18 protein-coding genes are annotated in these 22,692 nt (G+C 71.5%); 12 read left to right on the top strand and 6 right to left on the bottom strand.

What is annotated here, in order from left to right; genetic code table 11:
- The first annotated feature begins 66 nt into the window (after positions 1 to 66).
- The 5 genes from AB0Q90_RS01655 (at position 67) to AB0Q90_RS01635 (ending at position 5,515) form a co-directional block, all read left to right on the top strand.
- Positions 67 to 1,038 carry a sugar ABC transporter permease gene (locus AB0Q90_RS01655; RefSeq protein WP_363163038.1) on the top strand — a complete coding sequence of 324 codons (972 nt, stop codon included), beginning with the start codon at positions 67 to 69 and terminating at the stop codon, positions 1,036 to 1,038.
- Positions 1,035 to 1,973 carry a carbohydrate ABC transporter permease gene (locus AB0Q90_RS01650; protein ID WP_363163037.1) on the top strand — a complete coding sequence of 313 codons (939 nt, stop codon included), beginning with the start codon at positions 1,035 to 1,037 and terminating at the stop codon, positions 1,971 to 1,973. The genes AB0Q90_RS01655 and AB0Q90_RS01650 overlap by 4 nt, the downstream gene beginning before the upstream one ends.
- 175 nt (positions 1,974 to 2,148) lie before the next feature.
- Positions 2,149 to 3,126: a hydroxyacid dehydrogenase gene (locus AB0Q90_RS01645; RefSeq protein ID WP_363163043.1), complete on the top strand. Its 978-nt coding sequence runs from the start codon at positions 2,149 to 2,151 to the stop codon at positions 3,124 to 3,126.
- A 17-nt stretch (positions 3,127 to 3,143) separates the two neighbouring features.
- Positions 3,144 to 4,610: an HAD-IA family hydrolase gene (locus AB0Q90_RS01640; protein ID WP_363163036.1), complete on the top strand. Its 1,467-nt coding sequence runs from the start codon at positions 3,144 to 3,146 to the stop codon at positions 4,608 to 4,610.
- A gap of 77 nt (positions 4,611 to 4,687) precedes the next feature.
- On the top strand, positions 4,688 to 5,515 hold the full coding sequence (locus AB0Q90_RS01635) for a hypothetical protein (RefSeq protein ID WP_363163035.1): 828 nt from the start codon (positions 4,688 to 4,690) through the stop codon (positions 5,513 to 5,515).
- On the opposite strand, the gene AB0Q90_RS01630 is transcribed toward AB0Q90_RS01635, so the two are convergent.
- On the bottom strand, positions 5,502 to 7,943 hold the full coding sequence (locus AB0Q90_RS01630; RefSeq protein WP_363163034.1) for a polysaccharide lyase 8 family protein: 2,442 nt from the start codon (positions 7,941 to 7,943) through the stop codon (positions 5,502 to 5,504). The genes AB0Q90_RS01635 and AB0Q90_RS01630 overlap by 14 nt on opposite strands.
- Before the next feature lie 178 nt (positions 7,944 to 8,121).
- On the opposite strand from AB0Q90_RS01630, the gene AB0Q90_RS01625 reads away from it, so the two are divergent.
- Complete coding sequence (locus AB0Q90_RS01625; protein WP_363163042.1) at positions 8,122 to 8,736, top strand: peptidoglycan-binding domain-containing protein; 615 nt, start codon at positions 8,122 to 8,124, stop codon at positions 8,734 to 8,736.
- Between the two features lie 68 nt (positions 8,737 to 8,804).
- Entirely contained in the window at positions 8,805 to 8,960 is a 156-nt protein-coding gene (locus AB0Q90_RS01620) for a hypothetical protein (RefSeq protein WP_363163033.1), read from the top strand.
- 170 nt (positions 8,961 to 9,130) lie between these two features.
- Here AB0Q90_RS01620 and AB0Q90_RS01615 read toward each other — a convergent pair whose 3' ends face one another.
- From AB0Q90_RS01615 to AB0Q90_RS01595, 5 genes are all read right to left on the bottom strand, one after another.
- Complete coding sequence (locus AB0Q90_RS01615) at positions 9,131 to 9,496, bottom strand: hypothetical protein (protein WP_363163032.1); 366 nt, start codon at positions 9,494 to 9,496, stop codon at positions 9,131 to 9,133.
- A gap of 355 nt (positions 9,497 to 9,851) precedes the next feature.
- The gene (locus tag AB0Q90_RS01610) at positions 9,852 to 10,772 is read right to left on the bottom strand and encodes a MurR/RpiR family transcriptional regulator (RefSeq protein WP_363163031.1); all 921 of its coding nucleotides are present in this window, start codon (positions 10,770 to 10,772) and stop codon (positions 9,852 to 9,854) included.
- A gap of 142 nt (positions 10,773 to 10,914) precedes the next feature.
- The gene (locus tag AB0Q90_RS01605) at positions 10,915 to 12,594 is read right to left on the bottom strand and encodes a phospholipid carrier-dependent glycosyltransferase (protein ID WP_363163030.1); all 1,680 of its coding nucleotides are present in this window, start codon (positions 12,592 to 12,594) and stop codon (positions 10,915 to 10,917) included.
- Between the two features lie 92 nt (positions 12,595 to 12,686).
- Entirely contained in the window at positions 12,687 to 14,636 is a 1,950-nt protein-coding gene (locus AB0Q90_RS01600; RefSeq protein WP_363163029.1) for a phosphatase PAP2 family protein, read from the bottom strand.
- A gap of 271 nt (positions 14,637 to 14,907) precedes the next feature.
- Positions 14,908 to 15,816, bottom strand: coding sequence for a BadF/BadG/BcrA/BcrD ATPase family protein (locus tag AB0Q90_RS01595; RefSeq protein ID WP_363163028.1), 909 nt, complete (start codon positions 15,814 to 15,816; stop codon positions 14,908 to 14,910).
- A 376-nt stretch (positions 15,817 to 16,192) separates the two neighbouring features.
- On the opposite strand from AB0Q90_RS01595, the gene AB0Q90_RS01590 reads away from it, so the two are divergent.
- The 5 genes from AB0Q90_RS01590 (at position 16,193) to AB0Q90_RS01570 (ending at position 22,672) form a co-directional block, all read left to right on the top strand.
- Positions 16,193 to 17,314, top strand: a complete 1,122-nt coding sequence (locus AB0Q90_RS01590) for an ROK family protein (RefSeq protein WP_363163027.1) — start codon at positions 16,193 to 16,195, stop codon at positions 17,312 to 17,314.
- A 267-nt stretch (positions 17,315 to 17,581) separates the two neighbouring features.
- The gene (locus AB0Q90_RS01585; protein ID WP_363163026.1) at positions 17,582 to 18,913 is read left to right on the top strand and encodes an extracellular solute-binding protein; all 1,332 of its coding nucleotides are present in this window, start codon (positions 17,582 to 17,584) and stop codon (positions 18,911 to 18,913) included.
- Between the two features lie 50 nt (positions 18,914 to 18,963).
- The gene (locus AB0Q90_RS01580) at positions 18,964 to 19,941 is read left to right on the top strand and encodes a sugar ABC transporter permease (RefSeq protein ID WP_363163025.1); all 978 of its coding nucleotides are present in this window, start codon (positions 18,964 to 18,966) and stop codon (positions 19,939 to 19,941) included.
- Positions 19,942 to 19,967: 26 nt separating this feature from the next.
- On the top strand, positions 19,968 to 20,840 hold the full coding sequence (locus tag AB0Q90_RS01575; protein ID WP_363163024.1) for a carbohydrate ABC transporter permease: 873 nt from the start codon (positions 19,968 to 19,970) through the stop codon (positions 20,838 to 20,840).
- Positions 20,841 to 20,845: 5 nt separating this feature from the next.
- Positions 20,846 to 22,672 (top strand): hypothetical protein, encoded by a 1,827-nt coding sequence (locus tag AB0Q90_RS01570; RefSeq protein ID WP_363163023.1) that lies wholly within the window; start codon positions 20,846 to 20,848, stop codon positions 22,670 to 22,672.
- Positions 22,673 to 22,692: the final 20 nt, after the last annotated feature.

Genomic DNA, 22,692 nt, shown 5'->3' with positions numbered 1-22,692 from the left:
CCCCACCCGCCGGCCCCGCGCCCACCCACCCGCCGGCCTCCCGCCCGCACTTGCCAAGGAGCCCCCGTGGCAGCACCGTCCGCCCCCGCCGTGCGCCCCCGGGCCGCACGCGCAGCAGCGCCCCGGCCCCCGGGAGCCTCCCGCATCCGGCGCAGCCAGCGCCGCGCCGCAGCCCTGCTCATCGTCCCGTTCTTCGTGCTGTTCGCCGCGGTCATGGCGGCCCCCATCGGCTACGCCGTGTGGATGAGCCTGTTCCAGGAACGCTCCTCCGGCCTCGGATTCGGCGGCACCGAACGGGTGTTCGCGGGCCTCGGCAACTACACCAAGGCCCTCACCGACGCCGGATTCCGCGCCTCCTTCGCCCACATCACCCTCTACTGCGCCCTGTACATCCCCGTCATGATCGGCGGCTCGCTCGCCCTCGCCCTCCTGGTCGACTCCGCGCTCGCCCGCGCCAAGCGGTTCTTCCAGCTCGCGCTGTTCCTGCCGCACGCCATCCCCGGACTGATCGCTTCGATCATCTGGATCTACCTGTACACGCCCGGACTGAGCCCCGTACTCGACTGGATCGGCGCGCTCGGCGGCTCCTGGGACTTCTACCGCAACGATCACGTGCTCACGTCCCTGGTCAACCTGACCGCCTGGCAGTGGACCGGCTACAACATGGTCATCTTCTACGCCGCCCTCCAGGCCGTTCCGCGCGAAGTGATCGAAGCGGCCGTCGTGGACGGCGCCGGCGCCCTGCGCACCGCCCTGCAGATCAAGGTGCCGATGATCGCGTCCGCGGTCGTCATGACCGTTCTGTTCACCTGCGTCGGCGCGATCCAGCTCTTCACCGAACCCAAGCTCCTCAACCAGCGCGGCGCCCCCTCCATCGACACCGAGTGGTCCCCGACCCTGTACATCTGGAAGGCCGGCTTCGTCCAGCACGACTACGGCCTGGCCGCCGCGGCGTCCCTGCTGCTCGCCGCCCTCGGCGTCGCCCTGTCCTACCTCGTCACCCGGCTCGGCAACCGGTGGAAGGCGGCCACGTCATGAGCATCCTCACCCAACGCACCCACAAGGGCACCGCACCCGCCACGCACCCCGACACGGCCCCCGACCCCGCCGCGACGACCGGCCGCCGGCGCAGCACCGGCAGCGCCCTGCTCTCCAAGGGCATCGTCAACGGACTGCTGATCGTCGCCGCGTTCTACACCCTGATGCCCGTCAGCTGGCTGCTGTTCGCCGCCACCAAGAACCACCGCGACCTGTTCGCCACCTCCGGCTTCGCCTTCGGCGACTTCAATCTGCTGACCAACCTCGAACGCGTCTTCACCTTCAACGACGGCATCTACCTGCGCTGGTTCGGCAACAGCATCCTCTACTCCGTCGTCGGCTCCGCCGCCTCCACCTTCCTGTGCATCGCCACCGGCTACGCCTTCGACAAGTACGACTTCCGCGGCAAGGAGAAGCTGTTCGGCCTGGTCCTCGCCGGCGTCCTCGTCCCCACCACCGTCATCCAGCTCCCCATGTACCTGCTGGCCACCGAGGCCGGCATCGTCAACACCTACTGGGCGCTGCTGCTGCCCGCCCTGGTCAACCCCTTCGGCGTCTACCTCGCCCGGGTCTTCTCCGAGGGATACGTCCCCGGCGAGGTCCTGGAGGCCGCCCGCGTCGACGGCGCCGGCGAACTGCGCATGTTCGCCCGGATCGGCCTGCCCATGCTGGCCCCCGGCTTCATGACCATCTTCCTGTTCTCGTTCACCGCCAGCTGGAACAACTTCTTCGGCGCCCTCGTCATGCTCAACGACGAACACCTCTACCCGGTCAACCTGGGCCTGTTCATGTGGAACAGCGTCACCCAGCAGCAGCCCGAGTTCTACTCCCTCGTCATCACCGGCTCCCTCGTCGCCGTCGTCCCGCTGATCCTCGCGTTCGTCTGCCTCCAGCGCTTCTGGCGCTCCGGGCTGACCGCCGGCGCGGTGAAGTGACGTGCCGACCCCCGCAGACAAGGCGACCCCCGCAGACGAGACGACGCCCACAGATGAGGCGACCCCCGCAGACGTGACGACGCCCACAGATGAGGCGACCCCCGCAGACGTGACGACGCCCGCACCGGAAGGCACCCCCCTGTACAGCACGCCCCGCCCGCACACCGTCCTGGCCATGGGCGCCGGGATCCACCACCAACTCCTCGCCGAGAACGCCCTGCACCGCCTCCCCTCCGTCGCCCGGGTCGACACCACCACCGCGGTCACCGACCTCTCCGCCGCCGACCCCCGCCAACTGGCCGACACCGAAGTGCTGTTCACTCACTGGGGCGCCCCCCTGCTCACCGACGAGGCGCTGGACCTGATGCCCCGGCTGCGCGCCGTCGTCCACGCGGCGGGCTCCGTCAAGCACCACGTCACCGAAGCCGTCTGGCGCCGCGGCATCACCGTCTCCTCGGCCGCCGCCGCCAACGCCCTGCCCGTCGCCGAATTCACCCTCGCCGCCATCCTCTTCGCCGGCAAACGCGTCCTCGACGCCGCCCGCACCTACACCACCACCCGCACCCACCCCGACCTGCTGCCGTACTACAGCGGCTACGGCAACTACCACCGCACCGTCGGCATCGTCGGCGCCTCCCGCATCGGCCGCCGGGTCATCGACCTGCTGCGCCCGCTCGACCTCGACGTCCTCCTCTACGACCCCTACGTCGACGCCCACCAGGCCCACGACCTCGGAGTCGAGCAGGCTGACCTGGACGAACTCGCCCGGCGCAGCGACGTGGTGTCCATCCACGCACCCCAACTCCCTGAGACCCACCACATGTTCGACGCCCGCCGCATCGCCCTCCTCAAGGACGGCGCCACCCTCATCAACACCGCACGCGGCCGGCTCGTCGACACCGACGCCCTCACCGCGCACCTGGTCACCGGCCGCATCCACGCCGTCCTCGACGTCACCGAACCGGACGTGCCCCCGGCCGACTCACCCCTGTACACGCTGCCCAACGTGCTGCTCACCCCGCACATCGCCGGCTCCCTCGGCAACGAACTGGGCCGGATGACCGACTGGGCCGTCGACGAGGTCGCCCGCTACGCCCAGGGCCTGCCGCTGGCCCACCAGGTAGCCCCCGACGAACTCATCCGCTCGGCGTGAACCCGGAGAGGACCTCCATGACCGACGCCCGCCACGTTCTCGTCGTCGGCATCGACGGCGTACGCCTCGACACCCTGCACCGGCTGCCCACCCCGCACCTCGACGCCGTGGCCGGCGCGGGATTCCTCGCCCCCGTCGAGGTGGACGAGGACACGCCCACCATGTCCGGCCCCTGCTGGGCGACCGCCGTCACCGGCGTCACGGCTGCCCGGCACGGGGTGTGGAGCAACGACTTCACCGGCCACCGCCTCGACGTCTTCCCCGACTTCACCACCCGCCTGACCCTCCAGGACGACCGCCGCACCTTCGTCGCCGCCGCCTGGCACCCCCTGCTCCAGGCCCGCGACGGCGGCCCCCTCTTCCGCGCCCCCGCCCGGTCGGCGTACGTCGCGCCCACCGCGGACACGCCCGAGGCCTGGGAGCGGTGCGACGAGCAGGTCACCGACGCGGCCGTGCACGCCCTCACCGACACCACCGACGACCTCGCCGCCTCCTTCGTCTACCTCGGCGCACCCGACGAGACCGCCCACATCCTGGGCTGCGGGGAGGCGTACGAGGCGTCGATCCGCCGGGCCGACGCGCGCCTGGGCCGGCTGCTGGCCGCCCTTCGCTCCCGGCCGTCGTACGCCGACGAGCACTGGACCGTTCTCGTCGTCACCGACCACGGCCATGTCGACGCCGGCGGCCACGGCGGCCGCACGAGCGAGGAACGCACGGCGTGGCTCGCCGCGGCGGGCCCGGGCATCGGCGCGCCCGCCCGGGCCGTACGGCATGTCGATGTCGCCGCCCAGGTGTTCGCCTCCCTCGGCCGTCATCCCGACCGGCACTGGACGCTCGACGGCCGCCCCTTCGCGGCCGCCCCGCACGCCGTGCTGCTGGACATGGACGGCACTCTCGTCGACACCGAGTCGCTGTGGCTGCGCACGGTTCGCGAGGCGGTCCCGGACATCGAAGCGGACGACCTGTTCCACGTCCTGGGCCGCTCGGCCGCCGACACCGCCGCCCACCTGCACACCCGGACCGGCAAGGACCCGCAGCGCCTGGCCACCGACCTGGAGGCCCGTTTCCTGGCGGCCGTCCAGCACGAGGCCGCACCCCTGCCCGGCGCCCCCGAACTCCTCGACCTGCTCCAGGAACTGGACCTGCCCGCGGCCCTCGTCTCCGCCTCCTCGCGTCCGGTCGTGAACGCCGTACTGAAGACCCTCGGCGCGGACCGGTTCCGGGTCACGGTCGCCGAGGGCGAGACCCCGCGGACCAAGCCCGCAGCCGACCCCTACCTCGCCGCCGCCCGCGCCCTCGGCGTCGATCCGGCGGCCTGCCTCGCCGTGGAGGACTCACCCACGGGCGTCACCGCCGCCGAGGCGGCCGGCTGCCGCGTCCTCGCCGTCCCCTCGTACCGCCCGATCGAACCCGGCCCCCGACGCACGGTGCGCCGCGGCCTGGCGGGAATCACCAGGCAGGAGCTGTGGGCGGCGGGACTGTGAGGCCGTAGACCGACATTTGTTCGGGGTGCGGGCGTCTGCGTACGATCACCTCCCGCCGCCCCGAGGAGCCGCCCCGCATGCCCGCACGACCCCGCCTCCTGTATGTCAGCGACCTCGCCTACCCGGCCCGCGGACGCCGATACTGCGACGAGGACATCCAGCTCACCGCGCGGCTGCGCGAGGACTTCGATCTCGCCCTGTGCCATCCGCGGGACACCACCGGGCTCATGGACGGCTTCGACGCCGTCGTGGTCCGCAACAGCGGCCCCGTCCTGGCCCATCAGGACGCCTACGACGCCTTCCGCGCGCGGGCGGCCGACACGGGTGCGCTCGTGTACAACGCGCTCTCCGGGAAGGCCGACATGGCGGGCAAGCAGTATCTGCTCGACCTGAGCGCGGCGGGCTACCCGGTGATCCCCACCGTCGACCGCGCCGAGGACTTCCACCGGCTGCCCGCGGCCGACCGGTACGTCGTCAAGCCCAAGCTGGGCGCGGACTCGATAGGCCTGCAGATCGTCTCCGGCGACTGGGCGCGCGACCTGGCCGACGGCGACGTCCTCGTCCAGCCGTGCGTCGACTTCGCCTACGAGGTCTCCTTCTACTTCGTCGACGACGACTTCCAGTACGCCCTGTACGCGCCGCACCCCGACCGCCGCTGGCAGCTGGAGCCCTACGAGCCCACCGCCGGCGACCTGGAGTTCGCCCGGCGCTTCATCGACTGGAACGGCCTCGACCACGGCATCCAGCGCGTCGACGCCTGCCGCGCCCCCGACGGGGAACTGCTGCTGGTGGAGCTGGAGGACCTCAACCCCTATCTGTCCCTGGACGCGCTGAGCGAGGAGCGGCAGGACGCCTTCGTCCGGGCGATGAAGGCGTCCTTGCACCGGATGTTCACCCGAGCCTGACGGTGATCCGCTGCGTGACGCCCGCCGTCGCGGTCAGGTCGCCGAAGGTCAGCGTCAGCGCGGAGCCGGTCGTCGCGGAGGTCACGGTGGCCGGCTTGGACGTCACCGAGGCGACCGCCCGGTTCCAGGTGAGGGTCAGACCGGTCCGCATGCGCATCGGATCGCTGACGCAGATCACGGCCGTACCGTCGCTCTTCTCGTTGATCATCACGCAGCACGGGTTGTCGGCGACGAGGTCCCCGACGGCGCCGCCGAACCAGAAGTTGACCCCGGTGAAGCCGAGCGAGGGAACGGCCACGCCCTGCTGGTCGTTGGTGTTGGCGAGCACCGTCAGCCAGCCTGTGGCCGCCGAGCGGGCCTGCGTCTGCGCCGCCGTCGCACCCGGCATCAGGAGGTAGGCGTAGGCGCCGGCGGTCGGGTCGGTGCCGTGGTCGACGTACATCGTCAGGTACTTGCGGTTCACCACCGTGGTGGAACCGCCCTTGTTGATGTCGCTCCACCGGCCGTCCCGCGCCTCCCGGAGCGCCTTGACGGTCGCCCCGCCGGGAAAGACATAGCCGCCGTGGCCGCCGATGTGCGCCCACTTCGCGCCGGTGAGGGTCTCCGACCAGGGGTAGGTGAGCGGCTTGGTGGTGCCGTCGACCACGAAGGACGTGTTGCCGGTGGGGCCCAGGTTGCGGTTCTCGACCGTGCTCTCCACGGCTGTGCCGTCGGTACATCGGATGCCTGCGCCGAGGCAGACGACGGTGTCGTCGAGGAAGAACCACGACTTCTTCGCCAGCAGCGTGGACTGAAGCCCCTTGAGGTACTGCCCGATCGCCGCGCGCTGTCCGTCGGTGGCGCCGCCCACCCAGTTCACGTCCGGCAGCGAGGCGCCCCAGTCGCCGCCGGCCGCGTCCGCGAGGACCTTGCGCGAGGCGGTGGTGCCGGGCAGCCGGTAGGGGGCGACGGTGGGCCAGAAGGCGTCGCTGTACTGTCCGTTGCCGAAGGTGTCGCCCCACCAGTAGAGCATCCCGGAACCGGTGTGCCAGCCGCGCAGGTTCTCGCCGTTGCCGGTCTCGTAGTAGGTGATGCGCCGGTCGGCCATGCTCAGCGAGGCCGCCCAGCCGGGCCTGCGGTGCGTGGCCCGGGCCATGTTGGTGAACAGACGGTGGCCGGTCGGCTCGGCGATCGCGGTGACCGCGGTGTCGTCCAGGACCGACTTCAGCCGGGCCAGGTTCGGCAGGCCGATCGACGGATTGCTCATCGGCGGGCTGTAGTAGTCGCGTTGCAGCCACCCCTTCACCAGGCCCCGCCAGCGCGCGTTCTCCGTGGCGCTCGCGCCCTGACCGAGCAGGACGATCGACGCGAGGATCGGATGACCGCGCAGGTGATCGTTCTGCTGGATCTGCTTCGTGTCGGTCGCCGACACACCCCGGCTGATCGCCCGGCCCGACACGCCGTCCATCACCAGCCCGTTGTAGAGGAACGGCGCCCACGCGTGCTCCACCGCGTCGAACACGATCTGCCGCTTGGCGTCGGTGACCTGCCAGGTCGACCCCGAGAGCAGCGCGAACAGCATCCCGAGCCCACCGAGCAGCACCGAGCCGTACGAGCCGGTGTAGGGCACCGTGGTGTGCTGGATGAACGATCCGTCGGTGTACAGCCCGTCCCCGCTCGTGACGTAGGGGAAGACGGGGGAGAGGGCGTCGCGGGCCAGCGCCACCTTGGCGGAGCTGCCGCCGACGATGCCGCGCAGCGCGAGCACCCGGCACAGGTCGACCCGGTTGGCGCCGGTGCTGGTGCCCGTGTAGGCGGCCACCGCCGAGTCGGGCACGAAGTGGTCCACCGCCGCACAGGTGCGGGCGAGCTGCGTCGCCGACAGCGCGTCGTACATCAGGACGCACACGTCGAGGAGCGCCTGCGGGGCTCCGATCTGCCAGCTGTACCAGTTGCCGTAGCGGGTGCGGTTCTCGTTGTAGACGTCCGAGTAGAGGTGATCGAGCCCGGTCAGAATGGTGTTCTTGAGCGTCGTGTCGCCGGTCAGTCCGGTGCCGGGCTGGCAGTACGCCTGCGCGAGCGTGCTGAGCCGGTTGTAACTGGCGTTCATGTTGGCCGAGTAGCCGTACGACTCCTGGTCCGTGTCCGGCTCCGGGTCGGCGTACACCAGGTCCGGCCAGAGCGATCCGGCGGCCGGGGCCATGGCGGACTGCAACTGGCCGGCCGTGGTGCCCAGTTCCGCGAGCCGGCTCCTGAACGGTTCGGCGGTGGGGCTGAACCCCTCGCCGAGGACGAGCGTGCGCCACTTGGCGCGCAGCGTGGCGAATTCGTCCGCGGTGTCCGCGGTGCCTGCGGCCGCGGCAGGGACGGCCGGGGCGGCGAGGCCCAGCGCGACAGCGGTACCGGTGCTGGCGGCGAGGAAGCCGCGACGTGACCAACGAGTCGTCATGACGGCGCTTTCTAGCACGCCATCGATCAAATGCTCAATAACAATGGACGAATTGAACGTATCGATCGTTTAGTGCGGCTGGTTCGGGTGAACCCGGGGAAGGGCGTCCACGTATCACTCCTCGGGGTGAAGTCGGCCCCCTGCGCCACGGGACGGAAGGGAGCACCGCGTGGAGAACGTGGAGAACAACGGCCCACCCCTCGAACCGGCGCGTGTCCTGCGCCCCCGCCGCACGGACGCGCTCGCGGAACTCTTCCGCGAGCCGGGCCGGGACGCCGCCGGCTACGAGTGGGTGCCCACGGCCGCACCGCCGCGCGGCTCCGAGGACGAGACACAGGAACTGCCGCCCGTCACCGCCGGCCGCTTCCCGGGTCCGGGCCGCCTGCTGCCCCGTGCCGCCGTCGCGGTGGCCGTGGCCGCGGCGGCCCTGACCGGCTTCGGCCTCGCCCTGGTACTGCCCGGCGGCCGCGACGGCCGGGCCGCAACGCCGCCCACGGCGACCGCACCCGCCCCGACCGCCACCGCCCCGGCAGGGACAGGCACCGACCCCGACGGCCCCGGCACGCTGCGCGAGGGGGACAGCGGCCCCGAGGTGACCGAACTCCAGGAACGCCTCCTGCGCGTCCCCGACGTCTACACCGGCGGCCCCACCCGCGGCCGCTACGACGCCGTCCTCACGGCCGCGGTGGCCCGCTTCCAGCTCTGGTACGGCATCAGTGGCGACGAGACCGGCGTCTACGGCGACGACACCCGCCTCGCGCTGGAGTCCCGCACGACGACGGGCGACGGCTGAACGGGCCGGTTCGAACGCCGGGCAACAGGAGCGGAAAACGCGGACGACCGCGCGCGACAGGGCAGAAGATGACGCGTGTCGGCGCACTCGGCGTCCGGCGACCCGAACCGAAGGCCGGCTCCATGAACGGCTCGCGCATCCCGGGGCTGCTGCTGCCCGGGATCCTCCTCCTCGCCCTCGTCGTGGGCCTGCTCTGGTACTGGCGCCACAAGGACGACGACTGACGCGACCGCGGTCCGCCGGGGCGGGACACAACGCGGGACGACGAGCGGGCGGGACGACTACGACACGTTGCGACGGCGACGGGACGCGACAGCGAGCAGGCAGGACGACGGCCGTGCGAGAACCCGCCTGAGCGGACGCCGGCCCTCACCGAACCCCGGGCACCCCCGGATCAGCGGCCGTTGACCAGCGCCTGCGACACCGCCCGCACGCTGCGCGCGATGTGCTGCAGCTGCATGACCTCCGCCGCGTACAGCTTGATCGTGTGCTCGATGACCGACTCGGGCATGCCCAGCGCGGGCAGGTCGGCCCGTGCGGTCTGGAGGGCGGTGCGGGCGACCCGGATCTCCTGCTGGACCTGGATCTGGGCATGGCGGGCGAGCAGCACGGGGTGGCGGATCAGGGCCGGGTAGCTGGCGTAGCGGGCCGGTACCAGCTCGCGCAGCCACTTGGCCGCCGAGCGCTCCCAGTCGTAGCTGCCGGGGGTCTTGACCTGGCACGGCCAGTCCGAGCTGATGCGCGTGGTCGTCACAGACATGGTGATCGCTTCCGGGTGTGCGGCGTCGTGAGGGGTGGTCCGACGAAGTCGGGGCGGCCCCGGCCTAGGGGATGACCGGGGCCGCCCCGGCGAGCACCCGGGGCACCGACGCGGGTAGGAGACGGCGGCTGCGGGTGCTCGTCATGACGCCCGGAAGGCAGACGGAAGGCGCACGGCGGATGGGGAGTCGTGCGCATGAGCGGACCGTCGGCTTTCTGCGGGCGATGCGGCGTGGAGCAGTATTTATATATGCCGTCCGCTTTGCAAGACGTATGAAAACATTCATGCTCGAAAAGGGGTGGATGATGCCCCTGTGGACCGGTTTGGCGACGGTGCCGGCGGCGTCTGTTGAGGCTCAGTCCCGCAGGAAGAACTGGTGCCGGTCGGAGATCTGCTCGTACTCCTCCAGCCGGGCCTGGGTGCGCTCGGGGTCGGCGTCGGTCATGGCCTGGAGCAGCGCGGCGGCCATCACGCCCGGTGCGGCGTAGGAGTCGAAGACCAGCCGGGAGCCGGTGCCGGTGGCGAAGACGACGTCGGCCTCGTCGGCGACCGGCCCGAGCGCCAGGTCGGTGACCAGAGCGACCTTCAGACCGGCGCTGCGCGCCACTCGGACCGCCGTGAGCGTCTCCTGGGCGTGCCGGGGCATCGAGAACGCCAGTACCCAGGTGCCGCCCGCCTCGCGGGACTGGAGCAGCGCGTCGTAGGCGACGCTGCCGCCCCGCGTCACCAGCCGCACATCGGGGTGGATGCGGCGCGCCGCGTAGGCGAAGTACTCCGCGAGCGACGCCGAGATGCGCAGCCCGAGGATGGTCAGCGGGGTCGACTGCGACAGCTTGCGGCCCACGTCGATCACCTGGTCCGGGTCGACGAAGTCACGCCGCAGGTTCTCCAGGTTCTCGATCTCGGCGTCGACCGCCGCCTGGAGTTCGTTGCTGCTGTTCTCCTCGGCGGTGGGACCGCCGGCGAGCGTGCCGAGCGCGATCGACTGGAGCTTCTCCCGCAGTGCCGGGTATCCGCTGAAGCCGACCGCCGCGGCGAACCGGGTGACCGAGGGCTGGCTCACCCCCACCCGCTCGGCGAGATCGGTGATGGAGAGGAACGCCGCCTCGGTGATGTGCTCGATCAGGTACTGGGCGATTCGCCGCTGCCCCGGGGAGAGATGAGGCCCGTCGAAGAGCGCTCTGAGCTGGGAAGTGGGGGACGCCTCCGCTTCCGGAGCGGACTTGCCCGAGGTGATCGCGGATGCCTGTGCGCGTGCCTGCTGCGGCGATGGCACCGGGGCTCCTCCTTTGTCTTCCACAGTGCCTCAACATAGCTCACGCACCGTCCTGACCAGGGGGTGAAAGCGGGCAGGACGAGGCAGGAGGGCACACCGGGTGCGAGGGGTCGCACGTGGCGTCGGGGGCCGATCGTGATGATCACCGGCGATAGATGGTGATCGAATGACCGACAGTATCGATCGGACGACTGCTATTGATCAACTCGGCCAGTCGGCCGGTCGCCTTGGCCACGGACGAGTCCGACACGACCAGCAGCCCCCGAACGTCCCGCGCGGGCACCTCACGGGGGTCGGCGGCGTCGATGCCGTAGAAGGCGGGCACGCCGCTGCCCTTGTACACGAGCCAGATCCGTTCGCCCGGGTACCGCTCGCGCAGCCGGTCCGCCAGCCGGCCCAGGTCCTGGCCCCAGTCGACGGCCGCGTCGTGCAGCCGCAGATGGGTTCTGGCAGGTCCGCCGAACGCCTCGTTGGAGTACGGCAGATAGTAGGGGAACGTCCGCAGCGAGCTGACGGCCACGAACACCACCAGCGCCCCCGTCGCCACCGGCGCCCAGCGCACCCGTAGCGCCAGGACACAGCCCGCGGCCACCGCCAGGAACATCGGCACGAACACGGCGTAGCGCGTGCCGAAGTCCCGCGAGCCCTGCATCGCCGCCGCGAGCAGTACCGCCGTCGGAACGAGCAGATACGGCGCCGCGGGCCGCAGCCGCGGTACCGCCACGACCGCGACGGCACCCGCGGCCCACAGGGCCAGCATGCCGAGCGGGGTCTTCACCAGCAGCGCGGCGGGGAGGTAGTACCAGAGCGAGCCGGTGTAGAGCCGCCCGAACAAGAACCCCTGCCACGGCTGGTTCTCGAAGCCGAACTGGATCCGCATCCCGTCCCGGTACGCCTCCGGGAACGGCAGCATCTCGACGGCCAGCGCGCGCAGCCCGTGCACCTCGGGCACCTGCTGCTGCGGCGCCCAGCGCAGCCGCGGATCGACGACCAGATACGTCGCCCACACGACCGCCACCGCGGCCAGCGCCACGACAGCCGCACCCGCGACGGCCCGTACGACCGCCCGGCGCCGGTCCGCCGCGGCCTCGCCGCGCCACACCGACACGGCGGCCAGGAGCACCAGCACCGGCACCGCGGCCAGCGCGCTCATCTTCGTGGCCAGGGCCGCGCCGAGCGCCGCCCCGGCCAGCGGCAGGAACAGCCGGGGCCTTTGCCGCGCCCGCCACAGCAGCCACACCGACGTCAGGAGGAAACCCGCCGCCGGCACATCCAGCGTCGCCAGCGAGCCGTGCGCGATCACATCGGGGGAGAAGCAGTACAGCGCCAGCGCCGCCAACCCGCCCACCGAGCCCGCCAGTTCGCGCGCGAAGGCGAACACCACCAGCCCGAACAGCAGCGTCAGCACGATCACCGGAAGGCGCGCGAACAGCATCAGGCGCCACGGGTCGTTGCCCGACGCGTACAGCAGATGCCGCCCCACCTGCCCCTGGTCGCCCTCGAAAGAGGCGTCGACGCGCGGATCGGCGAGCGCCACCCCGGCCGCCACGACCAGCTTCCCCAGCGGGGGATGCTCGGGGTTGAGGCGCAGGCTGTGCTCGTGGAGGTAGACGGCGGCGGTACCCACGTACACGGGCTCGTCGATGGTCGGCGTCTGCTGCACGGCGGTCGTCACCATCGCCACGGCCATCTGGGCGAGCAGGACGACCACCAGCAGGGGCACCAGCCACGGCCTGCGGGGCGGCGGTGGCGACGGCGGGGCGGCCGGCGCGGCGGGGCGCGTGCCGGCGTCCAGGAGCGAGTCCGGTTCGCGTGCCATCATCCGCCCCGCGGTGGCACCGGCCGCGAGGTGGCGGGAGTGGTCCGGCGGCGCGTCATGCGCCTACTGTGCACCAGCTCCCGCCACCAGAAGCGTCACCGCTTCAGGAGTCGTACCGACAGACCTTCCGCCGTGTACACGGGTACGGCCCGCAGAGTGTCGGAGTTCAGCTCGATCCGGTCGAATTGACCGCGAAGCGCCGAAGCGCTCAGGACGCGCACCGTGTCCCCCGCGGCCGGCGGCTTCTCGGTGTCGAGCCGCAGCGACAGCACGCTGCCCCGGCCCAGCACCGCACGCCGCGTCACCTCCAGGGCGGGCCCGCGGCCCGAACGCAGCGTCACCTCCAGCGCGGACGACTCCTGCGCGTACATACCGTGGAGCTGCACCGTCGACCTGGTCGCGACCCGCAGTGACCCGCCCGACACCCGGACGTCGCCGTGGCCGAGGGCGTGGGCCGAGCCGGCGACGAGGGCGCCGTCCTGCAGCACGGTCCCGCCCGTGTACCGGTTGTGGCCGGTCAGGGCGAGCGTGCCGGTGCCGCGCTTGGTCAGCCCGCCCGCGCCGTCGATGTCGTTGCGCCAGCTGTCGGCCGCGCCGAAGCCGCCGGCCGCCGCCTCCAGCGCAACGGTGACGTCGGAGTCGAAGGCGCCGTAACCGTCCGCCGCCGCGAACAGGTTGAGCCGACCCCACTGCTCGGAGCCGTCCAGCAGGACGTACCCGGAGGGCAGCGCGGTCGTCCGCAGCACCTCGCGCCGCTGCGCCGCGTCGAGGTAGGGAAGCCGCGTCTCCAGCAGCACCTCCGCGCCCTTCGGCACGGTCAGGGGCTCGCCGCCGCCCTGCCGGGTGAGGACGTACGTCAACTTCGGCTTGACCGTGCGGGCGTTGGCGGCGCGGTCGGCGTACGGGTCCGTGCCGGTCCCGGCCGAGTGCGCGTAGGCGTAGAGCGTGTCGGCCGTCGTGCCGGTCTTCTCCTGGAAGTACGCAAGGGCCTGGGCGCGTGCCGCCTGCTTCAGCTCCGCGTTGGCCGGGTCGGCGAGCGCGGCGGCGGCAAGTGCGGTGGCCATGACGCGGCCGCCGATGACGTCGACGGTGGAGTGCATGCCCGACACGATGCGGGTGTGGCTGAGCTCGAAGGCCCGGGTCACCAGCTCCTGGAAGCGCTCGGGTACGGCGTAGGCGTACGCGAGGGCCGCCAGGTGGATGGCGTTGGTGTGCCCGCTGGGGAAGCCGCCGTCGTCGGCCGGGCTCTCGCCGCGCTGCCGCAGCAGCTGCGGGGCGACGATCACGTCCGAGTCGTAGACGGGGAAGCCGAACGCGTCCGTCCGCCCGGTGTCGACGACCTCGCTGTCCTCGTTGAGCCGCCATGGGCGCGGGTACTGGAAGGTGAGCTTGGCCGGGTTGCTGGAGGCGTACGGGCCGCGCACGGTGTCGACGAGCCGGGCCACGCGGCCGAGTTCGGAGTCGTACGAGCCCGCCCCGAGCGCCGAGCCGGCCGGGGCGTCGGCGGGTACGGCGTCGCTGATCTTCGTGGCCGGGGTGCCGTCCGGGGCGCTCGTGATCGAGGTGACCGCCTTGGCACCCGACTTGTACAGCTCGGCCAGCGGGCCGAGGCCGCCGATCACCGAGTAGCTCTGGTGCTGGCGGTCGTAGACGAACGCCTCCTTCGCCTGGGCGTCCGTGCGCAGGGCCGTGACCCGGGCGCAGTAGCGCATGTTGGCGCGCAGGATCTCCGGCTTCAGCGGCGTGCCGGTGTTCCACGCGCCGCCGGTCTTCCACACCTCGGCGAAGCCGCCGAGGATGCGGACCACCGCGTTGGTCTCGGCCGAGAGGTTCGTGATGACGTTCGTCCGGTAGTCGTCGACGAAGTCGACGAACGCGGCGGCCGGCGTGGCGGCCTTCGCGTCGGCGGCGGCCAGCCACGTCACGAAGGTGGGGGCGGCCAGCACACCGGCCGAGGCGCCCAGGGACGTCCTGAGGAAGCCCCTTCTGTTCACGGCGGGTTCACGGACCGGCGCGGGGGAGCGGTGCCCGGCGGATGACGGCATGCGGCTGCCTCTCTGGAGTCCTTGGCCCGGTGCGGCCGTCGTGGCCGTACCGAGCGACGGGAGATCGATGTGATCGACTCGACCGACGGATGCGCGTCCTGAGCCGCACGGTCGGCGGTTGTGCGTCATGAGCCACACATTCGGTGGATGCGCGTCATGAGCGGCACAGCCGACGGATGCGTGGGACGAGCCGCGCGGCGATCGAGTCGTACGAGCGAAGATCTACGGGCGAGTTGTGTCGGTCGCGGGATCGCCCGACGACCGGCAGGTGTCAGAGCAGTGAACTAGAAAGCGCTATCGCCCCGTCGACCGGCGCCGCCCGCAGCGGTGTCGGCCGAGCGCCGGGCACCCGCTCGGCGAGCGCGGCCACGAAGGCGTCGTACAGCGCGGACTGGGCCAGGATCGTGCCGCCCGCGACCACCACGTCGTCCACCGCGACCCCGCGCGCGGCGAGCCGCGCCACGAGCCCGGCCAGCGAACGGCCGGCGTCGGCGATCACGCCCCGGGCGAGGGTGGAGCCCGCCTCGGCCGCCGCGAACACCGCCGGAGCATGCCGGCCCCACTCGGCGGACACGTCCGTGACACCCTCCAACGCCGCCCCCAGCGCGGGCACTTCGGCGACGCCGAACCCGGCGACGAGACCTTCGGCCAGTGCGTCGGGAGCCTGCCCGCGGTCGTGCGCCGCCCACACGGCCCGCGCGGCCTCGCGGACCAGACCGGCCGCGCCGCCCTCGTCGCCGAGCACGGCACCCCAACCGCCGACCTGCACCAACGTGCCGTCGGCCGTGCGGCCGACCGCGACCGAACCGGTCCCGGCGACCAGGCCGACGCCCTTGTCCAGTCCGGAGGCGGGTACGAGCAGTTCGGCATCGCCCACGACCAGCGCGGGCGCGTCGAAGTGGAGTTGGAGGGCGGTGCGGATCTGGGCGCACTGCCGCGGTGTCTCACAGGCGTGTCCGCCCACCGCCACGGCGGCAGGGCGCACCCCGGCCGGCAGGGCGTCGGCGACCAGTGCGGCCAGCCAGCCGGCGGCGGCCACCGGGTCGTGCGGCCGCCAGCCGTTGCTGGGGCGCACCCGGTCGGCGACGCGGTGGTCGCCGACGACCGCGCGCAGCTGTGTCTTGGTGCCACCCACGTCGATGCCGACCACGAGGGGAGCCACGGGGGAAGGGTCCTGCACGGATCCTCTTTCGTCGTTGCGCGAAGCTGCGACGGCGGGCGAACCGTGCCGGACGGGAGGCACCCGGAGGTGCCGCGGGGCGGCACCCGGGAAAGGCGCCGCGGGACGGCACCCAAGAACGGCGCCGCGGGACGGCACCCGGAAACAGGCGCCGAGCGGCGGGCCGTCCGCGCGGCAGCGGCCGCGCGGAGCCCGCGAGAAGGACGGTCGGGAAGCCTCGGGACAGGCCTCTGAAGGAGTGCGGCAGGCGAGTACCGCTTGAGTTCGTTAGGAAGTTAACTAACGAAGTAGGGTGCGTCAAGAGGCGCGAAACTTCCGATGCCGAAGGATCCTTGCGGACCGTCAACCGGCCGCAGCAGCACGATCTGGGGAGACCATGGACCTGAGCGAGAGCGCGCGTGCGGTGTTCGCCGTGCTGGCCGGGGCGGGCACGGCCACCCGCCCCCAGCTGGCGGCCGGTGCGGGCCTGTCCAAGCCGACCGTCTCCGCCGCCGTGGCCGAGCTGGAGGCCGCGGGACTCGCGGCCCACTCCGGCACCGCCTCCGGCGCCACCGGCCGCAGCGCGGCCGTCTACCGGCTCGGGCCCGCCTCCGGGGCCGTGCTCGCCGTGGATCTCGGCCCGGACCGGACCCAGGTGCGCGGCTGCGCCCTGGACGGCACCCTGCTCGCCGAGGGCACCGGCACCCGCGCCCAGGCCGCCGAGACCGTGCGCGCCGCCCTCGACGAACTGCCCGCGAGCACTCCGCTGCGGACCGTCGTCGTCGCGGTCGGCGACGTCACCACCGAGGACCACGACGGCTCGGGCATGCGCCCCGCGACCGCCAAGGCGGGCCCGGTCTACGACGCCATGGCCGTCGCGCTGCCGCCCGGCGTCCCCGTCCACCTGGAGAACAACGTCAACTGCGCCGCCCTCGCCGAGCTGCACCAGGGCGCGGCCTGCGGCCGCGACACCTTCGGCTATCTGCGGATCGGCGTCGGCATCGGCCTCGGCATCGTCATCGGCGGGCAGGTGCTGCGCGGCGCGAACGGCGCGGCCGGCGAGGTCGCCCGCCTGCCCTACCCGTGGGACGAGGGCCGCGAGGCGCGCCGCGAAGCGCTGGAGGAACACATCGGCGTGCGGTCCCTGCTGCGCCGCACCGCCGAGGCCTGGCAGGACACCGACGGGCGGTGCCCCGCCAGTGCCGAGCGGCTCTTCTCCCTCGCCGACCAGGGCCACGCCACGGCCGCCGCCGTCGTCGCCCGGCACGCCGCCGACGTGGGCCGCCTCGCCGCCGCCGTGGCCGCCGTGCTCGACCCCGGCCTGATCGTGCTCGGCGGCGCCGTCGGCGCGCACCCGCAGCTGCTGCCCGGCGTACGGGCCGAACTCGCCCGGCTGAGCTGGCCCACCGATGTCGTCAGCAGCGCCCTCGGCGACAGCGGCACCGTGGTGGGCGCGACCCGTCTCGCGGTGGCCCGTGGAATCCAAACCGTGACCGCCGCGGCCCCGGTCAAGCATTGACGGACTCCCCGCGCTTCTGCCAATGTCCGGACAAGCGCTTTCTGAACCGGCGGGACCCGGTTCTGGGTGAGGTGCACGCCGTACGGCAGAGTACGGCGGGACGTGCGAGGGCGTGCTCGCACGGTCACGGTCCGAACGACGGCCGTGGACCGCCACCCGCAGGGCCGCGCGACCGGGCGAGGTCGCATGCCGGAAAGCGCCATCCACAAGGATCCGAGCCGCATCGACCGGCCGGGCGATCCGTCACGCACATCCAGGGAGGACCCGGTGGGTCACCAGATCTCGCGCAGAACCCTCTTCCGCACCGCGAGCGGACTCGCCGTCGCCGGCGCGCTCGGCGGCTCGCTCAGCGCCTGCGGCGGGGGCACCGGCGCCGGCAGCACCAGCAGCGACCTGACCATGACCTGGTGGGGCAGCGACGACCGCCACAACGCCTACAAGAAGGCGCTGGCCACCTTCCAGAAGGACAACCCGAAGATCAAGATCCGGGAGACCTACTCCGGGTACGACGGGTACTTCGACAAGTTCAACACCAACATCGCCGGCGGCAGCGCCCCCGACCTGCTCCAGATGGACACCGCGCTGGTCGCGCAGTACGCCCGCAAGGGCGTCCTCGCCCCGCTCGACTCCTACGTCGGCAAGAGCCTGGACCTCTCCGGCTTCTCCAAGACCCTCCTCGCGGCCGGCACCGTCGACGGCAAGCTCTACGGCGTTCCCTCCGGCATCGGCGTCAACCAGCTCACCGTCAACCGCACCGGCCTGGAGGACCTCGGGCTGGAACTGCCGGACCGCGAGTGGACCTGGGCCGACCTGAAGAAGGTCGCCCAGGACGTCTACAAGAAGAGCGGCGGCAAGACCTACGGCGTCGACGACGGCGGCGGCTCCACCCTCCAGTGCTTCGAGATCTTCGCCCGGGAGAAGGGCCAGACCTTCTTCTCCGACGACGGCAAGAAGCTCGGCTTCACCTCCGACACTCTCCAGGAGTGGTGGGAGTACTGGGCGGAGATGCGCAAGACGAACGCCTCGCCGCCGCCGGCGATCACCTCCGCCGCGCACAACGACCTCACCAAGAACGCGGTCGTCATCGGCAAGGCCCTGTTCACCTTCGACTCCGGCGTCTACGGCGCGGGCGGCTCCATCACCGACGCGCAGCTGGACTTCCTGCCCACCCCGCAGGGCGACTTCTCCGGCGCCCGCGAGGGCAACTTCGTCAACGGCGGCGTGCTGCTGAGCGCCACCAAGGCGAGCAAGAAGGTCGCCGACTCGGTGAAGATCATCGCCTTCTTTGCGCAGAACGAGACCGCGATCAAGGACATGCAGCTGCTGCGCGGCATCCCGCCGACCGAGAAGGCACGGGGCCTGATCGCCGCGGACCTGACCGAGACCGACAAGCTGAACATGGAGAACGCGGACTACATCGCCCAGCGCGTCTCGAAGGCGTCCAACGCGCTGCCCGCGCCGGTGCCGCCGCCGCAGGGCGCCGACCAGATCTGGGACCTGCTGTTCCAGTCGAACCTCGCCGTCGCCTTCGGCAAGAAGTCGATCAAGGCGCAGCTGGGTGAGTTCTTCGACCAGGCGGCCGGGATTCTTGGCGGCTGACGCCGCAGCGGACGTCTGAAAGACCGGGAGAGGGCCAGGGAGAGATGAGTATGACCACCGCGAAGATCGACGAGGTCGTGACGGAGCCGTCGGCTCCGGCGACCCCGTCCGACCAGCGGGAGCGCGACCGGATGCGCCGCCGCCTCGCCAGACGGCGCGGCGGGGGATGGTGGCCGTACCTCTTCCTGGCCCCCTGGTTCGTCGGTCTGTTCGGGCTGACGATCTACCCGATGCTCGACTCGCTGTACCTGTCCTTCACCAACTTCGACCTGCTCACCCCCGCGCAGTGGGTCGGCGCGGACAACTACAGCCGGATGTTCACCGAGGACCCGGTCTTCTGGGACTCGGTGCACGCCACCCTCCTGTACGTCCTGGTCTCCGTGCCGCTCAAGCTCACCCTGGCCCTCGCCGTGGCGATGCTGCTCAACCGCGACCTGAGGGGCATCGGCCTGTACCGGGCGGCCTTCTATCTGCCGTCGCTGCTCGGCGGCGCGGTGGCCATCGCCATCGTGTGGCGGCAGGTCTTCGGCGGCGACGGTCTGTTCAACGACTTCCTCGCCTGGTTCGGCATCGAGGGCCAGGACTGGATCTCCAGCCCGGACACCGCGCTCTACACACTGATCCTGCTGGCCGTCTGGCAGTTCGGCACCCCGATGGTGATCTTCCTGGCGGGTCTGAAGCAGCTGCCGAAGGACGTGTACGAGGCGGCCGCGATCGACGGCGCCGGCAACATCACTCGCTTCTTCCGGATCACGCTGCCGCTGCTCACTCCGATCGTCTTCTTCAATGTGGTCCTGCAGATCATCGACGCGTTCAAGACGTTCACCCCGGCCTTCGTGATCAGCAACGGCTCGGGCGGACCGCTCAACTCGACCATGCTGTACTCCCTCTACCTGTACAAGAAGGGCTTCACCGACCTCCAGATGGGATACGCCTCGGCGCTCGCCTGGGTGCTGTTCCTGGTCATCGCAGGCTTCACGGCGGTCAACTTCATCGCCAGCCGCTACTGGGTCCACTACGACGACTGATGTCCGAGCGAGGAGTCCTTCCCACCATGTCCGCCCTGAACGCCTCACCGCTGCACAAGCTCCGCTCGGCCACCGGCACCCGCCGCATCTTCATCCACACCGTGCTCATCGGTGTCGCGGTCGTCATGCTCTACCCGCTGCTGTGGATGCTGAGCAGCTCCTTCAAGCCCGACACCGAGATCTTCACCCACCCCGGGCTCATCCCGAACGCGATCCGCCCGGAGAACTACTCCGAGGGCTGGAGCGGCTCCGGCAACTCCTTCTCGCTCTACATCACCAACTCGCTGATCGTCACGATCGGCGCGGTGATCGGCAACGTCATCTCCTGCTCACTGGCCGCCTATGCCTTCGCGCGCTTCGAGTTCCGCGGCAAGAAGATCTGGTTCGGCCTGATGCTCGGCACGCTGATGCTGCCCACGCAGGCCGTGCTGATCCCGCAGTACACGATCTTCTACAACCTGACCTGGATCAACACGTTCCTGCCGCTGATCGTGCCGAAGTTCCTCGCGGTGGACGCCTTCTTCATCTTCCTGATGGTCCAGTTCATCCGCTCCATCCCGCGCGAGCTGGACCAGGCCGCCATGGTCGACGGCGCCAACCCCTGGAAGATCTACTGGAAGATCATCCTGCCGTTGATGAAGCCGGCCCTGATCACCACCACGATCTTCACCTTCATCTGGACCTACGACGACTTCCTGCACCAGCTCGTCTACCTCCAGCAGAACGACAAGTTCACCGTCCCCCTCGGCCTGACCCTCTTCCTCGACCAGACCAGCGGCTCCTCGTACGGCGCGATGTTCGCCATGTCGACACTCGCCCTCCTGCCCACGCTCATCTGCTTCCTCGTCTTCCAGAAGAGGCTGGTCGAAGGCATGGCGACCTCCGGCATGAAGGGCTGACACCGGTGCATCTCCCTCGCCAGCTCGGCTCCCTGCACGACCTGCCCGACACCCCCGAGGCCTACGACGCCGTCCTCGCCGGTGTCGTGGCGGAGGCCCTGGCCCGCATCACGGCCGAGGGCAACCTCGAACACCCCGACTGCCTCGACGACATCGGCGACACCTCCCTCGGCATCACCTCGCTCCTCGCCCTCGCCTGGCAGCGCGGCAAGGACCCGCGCCTGCCGGAGGCGGTGCGCCGCAGCCTCGCCTTCCACCTGCGCGAGCGGGTGTACACCGAGGACAACCCCGGCTATCCGAACCTCAAGGCCCGCAACACGGGCCTGCCGTACGCCCGTTACGTCCTTGAGGCGGGCGCACACCCCATCGGCGACTGGCCGAGCACGGTGTGGGCGCTGCTCCAGGCGGTCGACGTGCTGGACCTGGCGGAGGGCCTCGTCGAGGACGACCAGCGCACCCAACTGCTCCAGGTGGCGCACGGCTACTGGCGCTGGCTGACCGAGGCGACCTTCTTCAACCCGCAGGAAGCCGGCAACCAGGCCATCGGCTGCATCGTCGGCGGCCTGATGCTGGCCCGCCAACTCCCGCCGGAACAGGGCGAGTCGGTGCGCTCCCGCGCGATCGCCCTGTACACCGACCACATCCGCGCCCACCGCGTCGCCGACCGCGGCGCCCTGCTGCCTCCCGAGCACGGCGGCGCCTACGACAACAACTACGGCCCGATCTCCCTGTCCTTCCTCGCCCAGGCCCACCGGGTCAGCGGCGAGGTCATGTTCGCCGAGGACGGCGACGCGCTCGCACGCTACATCGACGCCCGCCTGACCGGCGGCGGCTTCGACAACGGCGGCCCGCGCTACAGCGAACAGCACTCCGGCTTCGAATCGGTCCTGGGCCTGCGCTACTTCGGCGCCCGGATCGGCTCCGACCTGGGCCGCTACCGGGGCGACACCCGGTGGGGCCGGTACGCGGTCAAGCCGGACGGCAAGGTCGACGGTCACTTCGCCTGGATGCTGATCTGGCAGATCCAGGACACCACCCGCTGGCACCGCACCCCGTCACCGGCCCCGGCCCGCCACCAACTCCGCGCGGGCACGGTCTCGGTGGCCTTCGACGACCGCATGACACCGTCGCTGATCGAGGCGGCCGGCACGTACTACCTGCCGGCGGCCGTGAACCGCCAGCACGGCTTCGGCCCGGTCGTCGACGGCTTCCTGCTGTGCCGCCCGATGGGCGAGACCCGGGTACGCGACGTGCGCGCCGACGGCCTCGCAGCCAAGCTGGTCACCAAACCGGTCGTCGGCCGCGACCACGTCCTGCGCCACGTCCGGTCCCTGTACGTCACCGACGGCACGAGCCTGTGGACCACGGTGGCCGTCGAACGGCTCCCCGGCACGCCGTACCTCCTCGCCGGACTGCCGTACGCCGCCGACGACGGCGACCGCGTCCGCAGGGTCGCCAGCGGCGAGGTGACGGCGGCGGGCGAACTCCGCCTGACCCACCCGGAGTCGGACCGCCCGGACCACTTCGACGCCCGTACGGACACCACCCAGGAGCAGGCCGCCTTCGCCCTCGCCGCCGACCCCCGCGGCTACGGCAACCCCGACGAGGGCTGGCGCCACCTGATCGCCTCCACGGCACTGGAGGCGGCCCCCGCTCCGGGCGCCCCGGAGGACCTGCACGTCTTCGCCGTGCGCTACGGCGGCGAGGGCCCGTTCGCACCGGTCCTCGCGCACGGGCCGGACGGCCTGACCGTACACACCGAGGCCTTCACCGCGGTCGTCGGAGCACCCGCGGGTGACGCCGATGGAGAACCGGAGCTCACGCTGCACTGAGCTGTGCGCGAGGATGGCGG

Origin of the sequence: Streptomyces sp. NPDC079141 (genome assembly GCF_040686775.1) — a bacterium.
Taxonomy (GTDB): Bacteria; Actinomycetota; Actinomycetes; order Streptomycetales; family Streptomycetaceae; genus Streptomyces.
The sequence above is the reverse complement of the archived record's forward strand: the minus strand, read 5'-3'. Positions and strand labels throughout refer to the sequence as shown.

Excerpts from the sequence above, each read along its gene's own strand:
- AB0Q90_RS01580 (WP_363163025.1), top strand. The coding sequence starts at position 18,964 with ATGACCACCGCGAAGATCGACGAGGTCGTGACGGAGCCGTCGGCTCCG.
- AB0Q90_RS01630 (WP_363163034.1), bottom strand. The coding sequence starts at position 7,943 with ATGACGACTCGTTGGTCACGTCGCGGCTTCCTCGCCGCCAGCACCGGT.
- AB0Q90_RS01640 (WP_363163036.1), top strand. The coding sequence starts at position 3,144 with ATGACCGACGCCCGCCACGTTCTCGTCGTCGGCATCGACGGCGTACGC.
- AB0Q90_RS01600 (WP_363163029.1), bottom strand. The coding sequence starts at position 14,636 with ATGCCGTCATCCGCCGGGCACCGCTCCCCCGCGCCGGTCCGTGAACCC.
- AB0Q90_RS01620 (WP_363163033.1), top strand. The coding sequence starts at position 8,805 with ATGACGCGTGTCGGCGCACTCGGCGTCCGGCGACCCGAACCGAAGGCC.
- AB0Q90_RS01645 (WP_363163043.1), top strand. The coding sequence starts at position 2,149 with ATGGGCGCCGGGATCCACCACCAACTCCTCGCCGAGAACGCCCTGCAC.
- AB0Q90_RS01650 (WP_363163037.1), top strand. The coding sequence starts at position 1,035 with ATGAGCATCCTCACCCAACGCACCCACAAGGGCACCGCACCCGCCACG.
- AB0Q90_RS01605 (WP_363163030.1), bottom strand. The coding sequence starts at position 12,594 with ATGATGGCACGCGAACCGGACTCGCTCCTGGACGCCGGCACGCGCCCC.
- AB0Q90_RS01635 (WP_363163035.1), top strand. The coding sequence starts at position 4,688 with ATGCCCGCACGACCCCGCCTCCTGTATGTCAGCGACCTCGCCTACCCG.
- AB0Q90_RS01615 (WP_363163032.1), bottom strand. The coding sequence starts at position 9,496 with ATGTCTGTGACGACCACGCGCATCAGCTCGGACTGGCCGTGCCAGGTC.
- AB0Q90_RS01575 (WP_363163024.1), top strand. The coding sequence starts at position 19,968 with ATGTCCGCCCTGAACGCCTCACCGCTGCACAAGCTCCGCTCGGCCACC.
- AB0Q90_RS01590 (WP_363163027.1), top strand. The coding sequence starts at position 16,193 with ATGGACCTGAGCGAGAGCGCGCGTGCGGTGTTCGCCGTGCTGGCCGGG.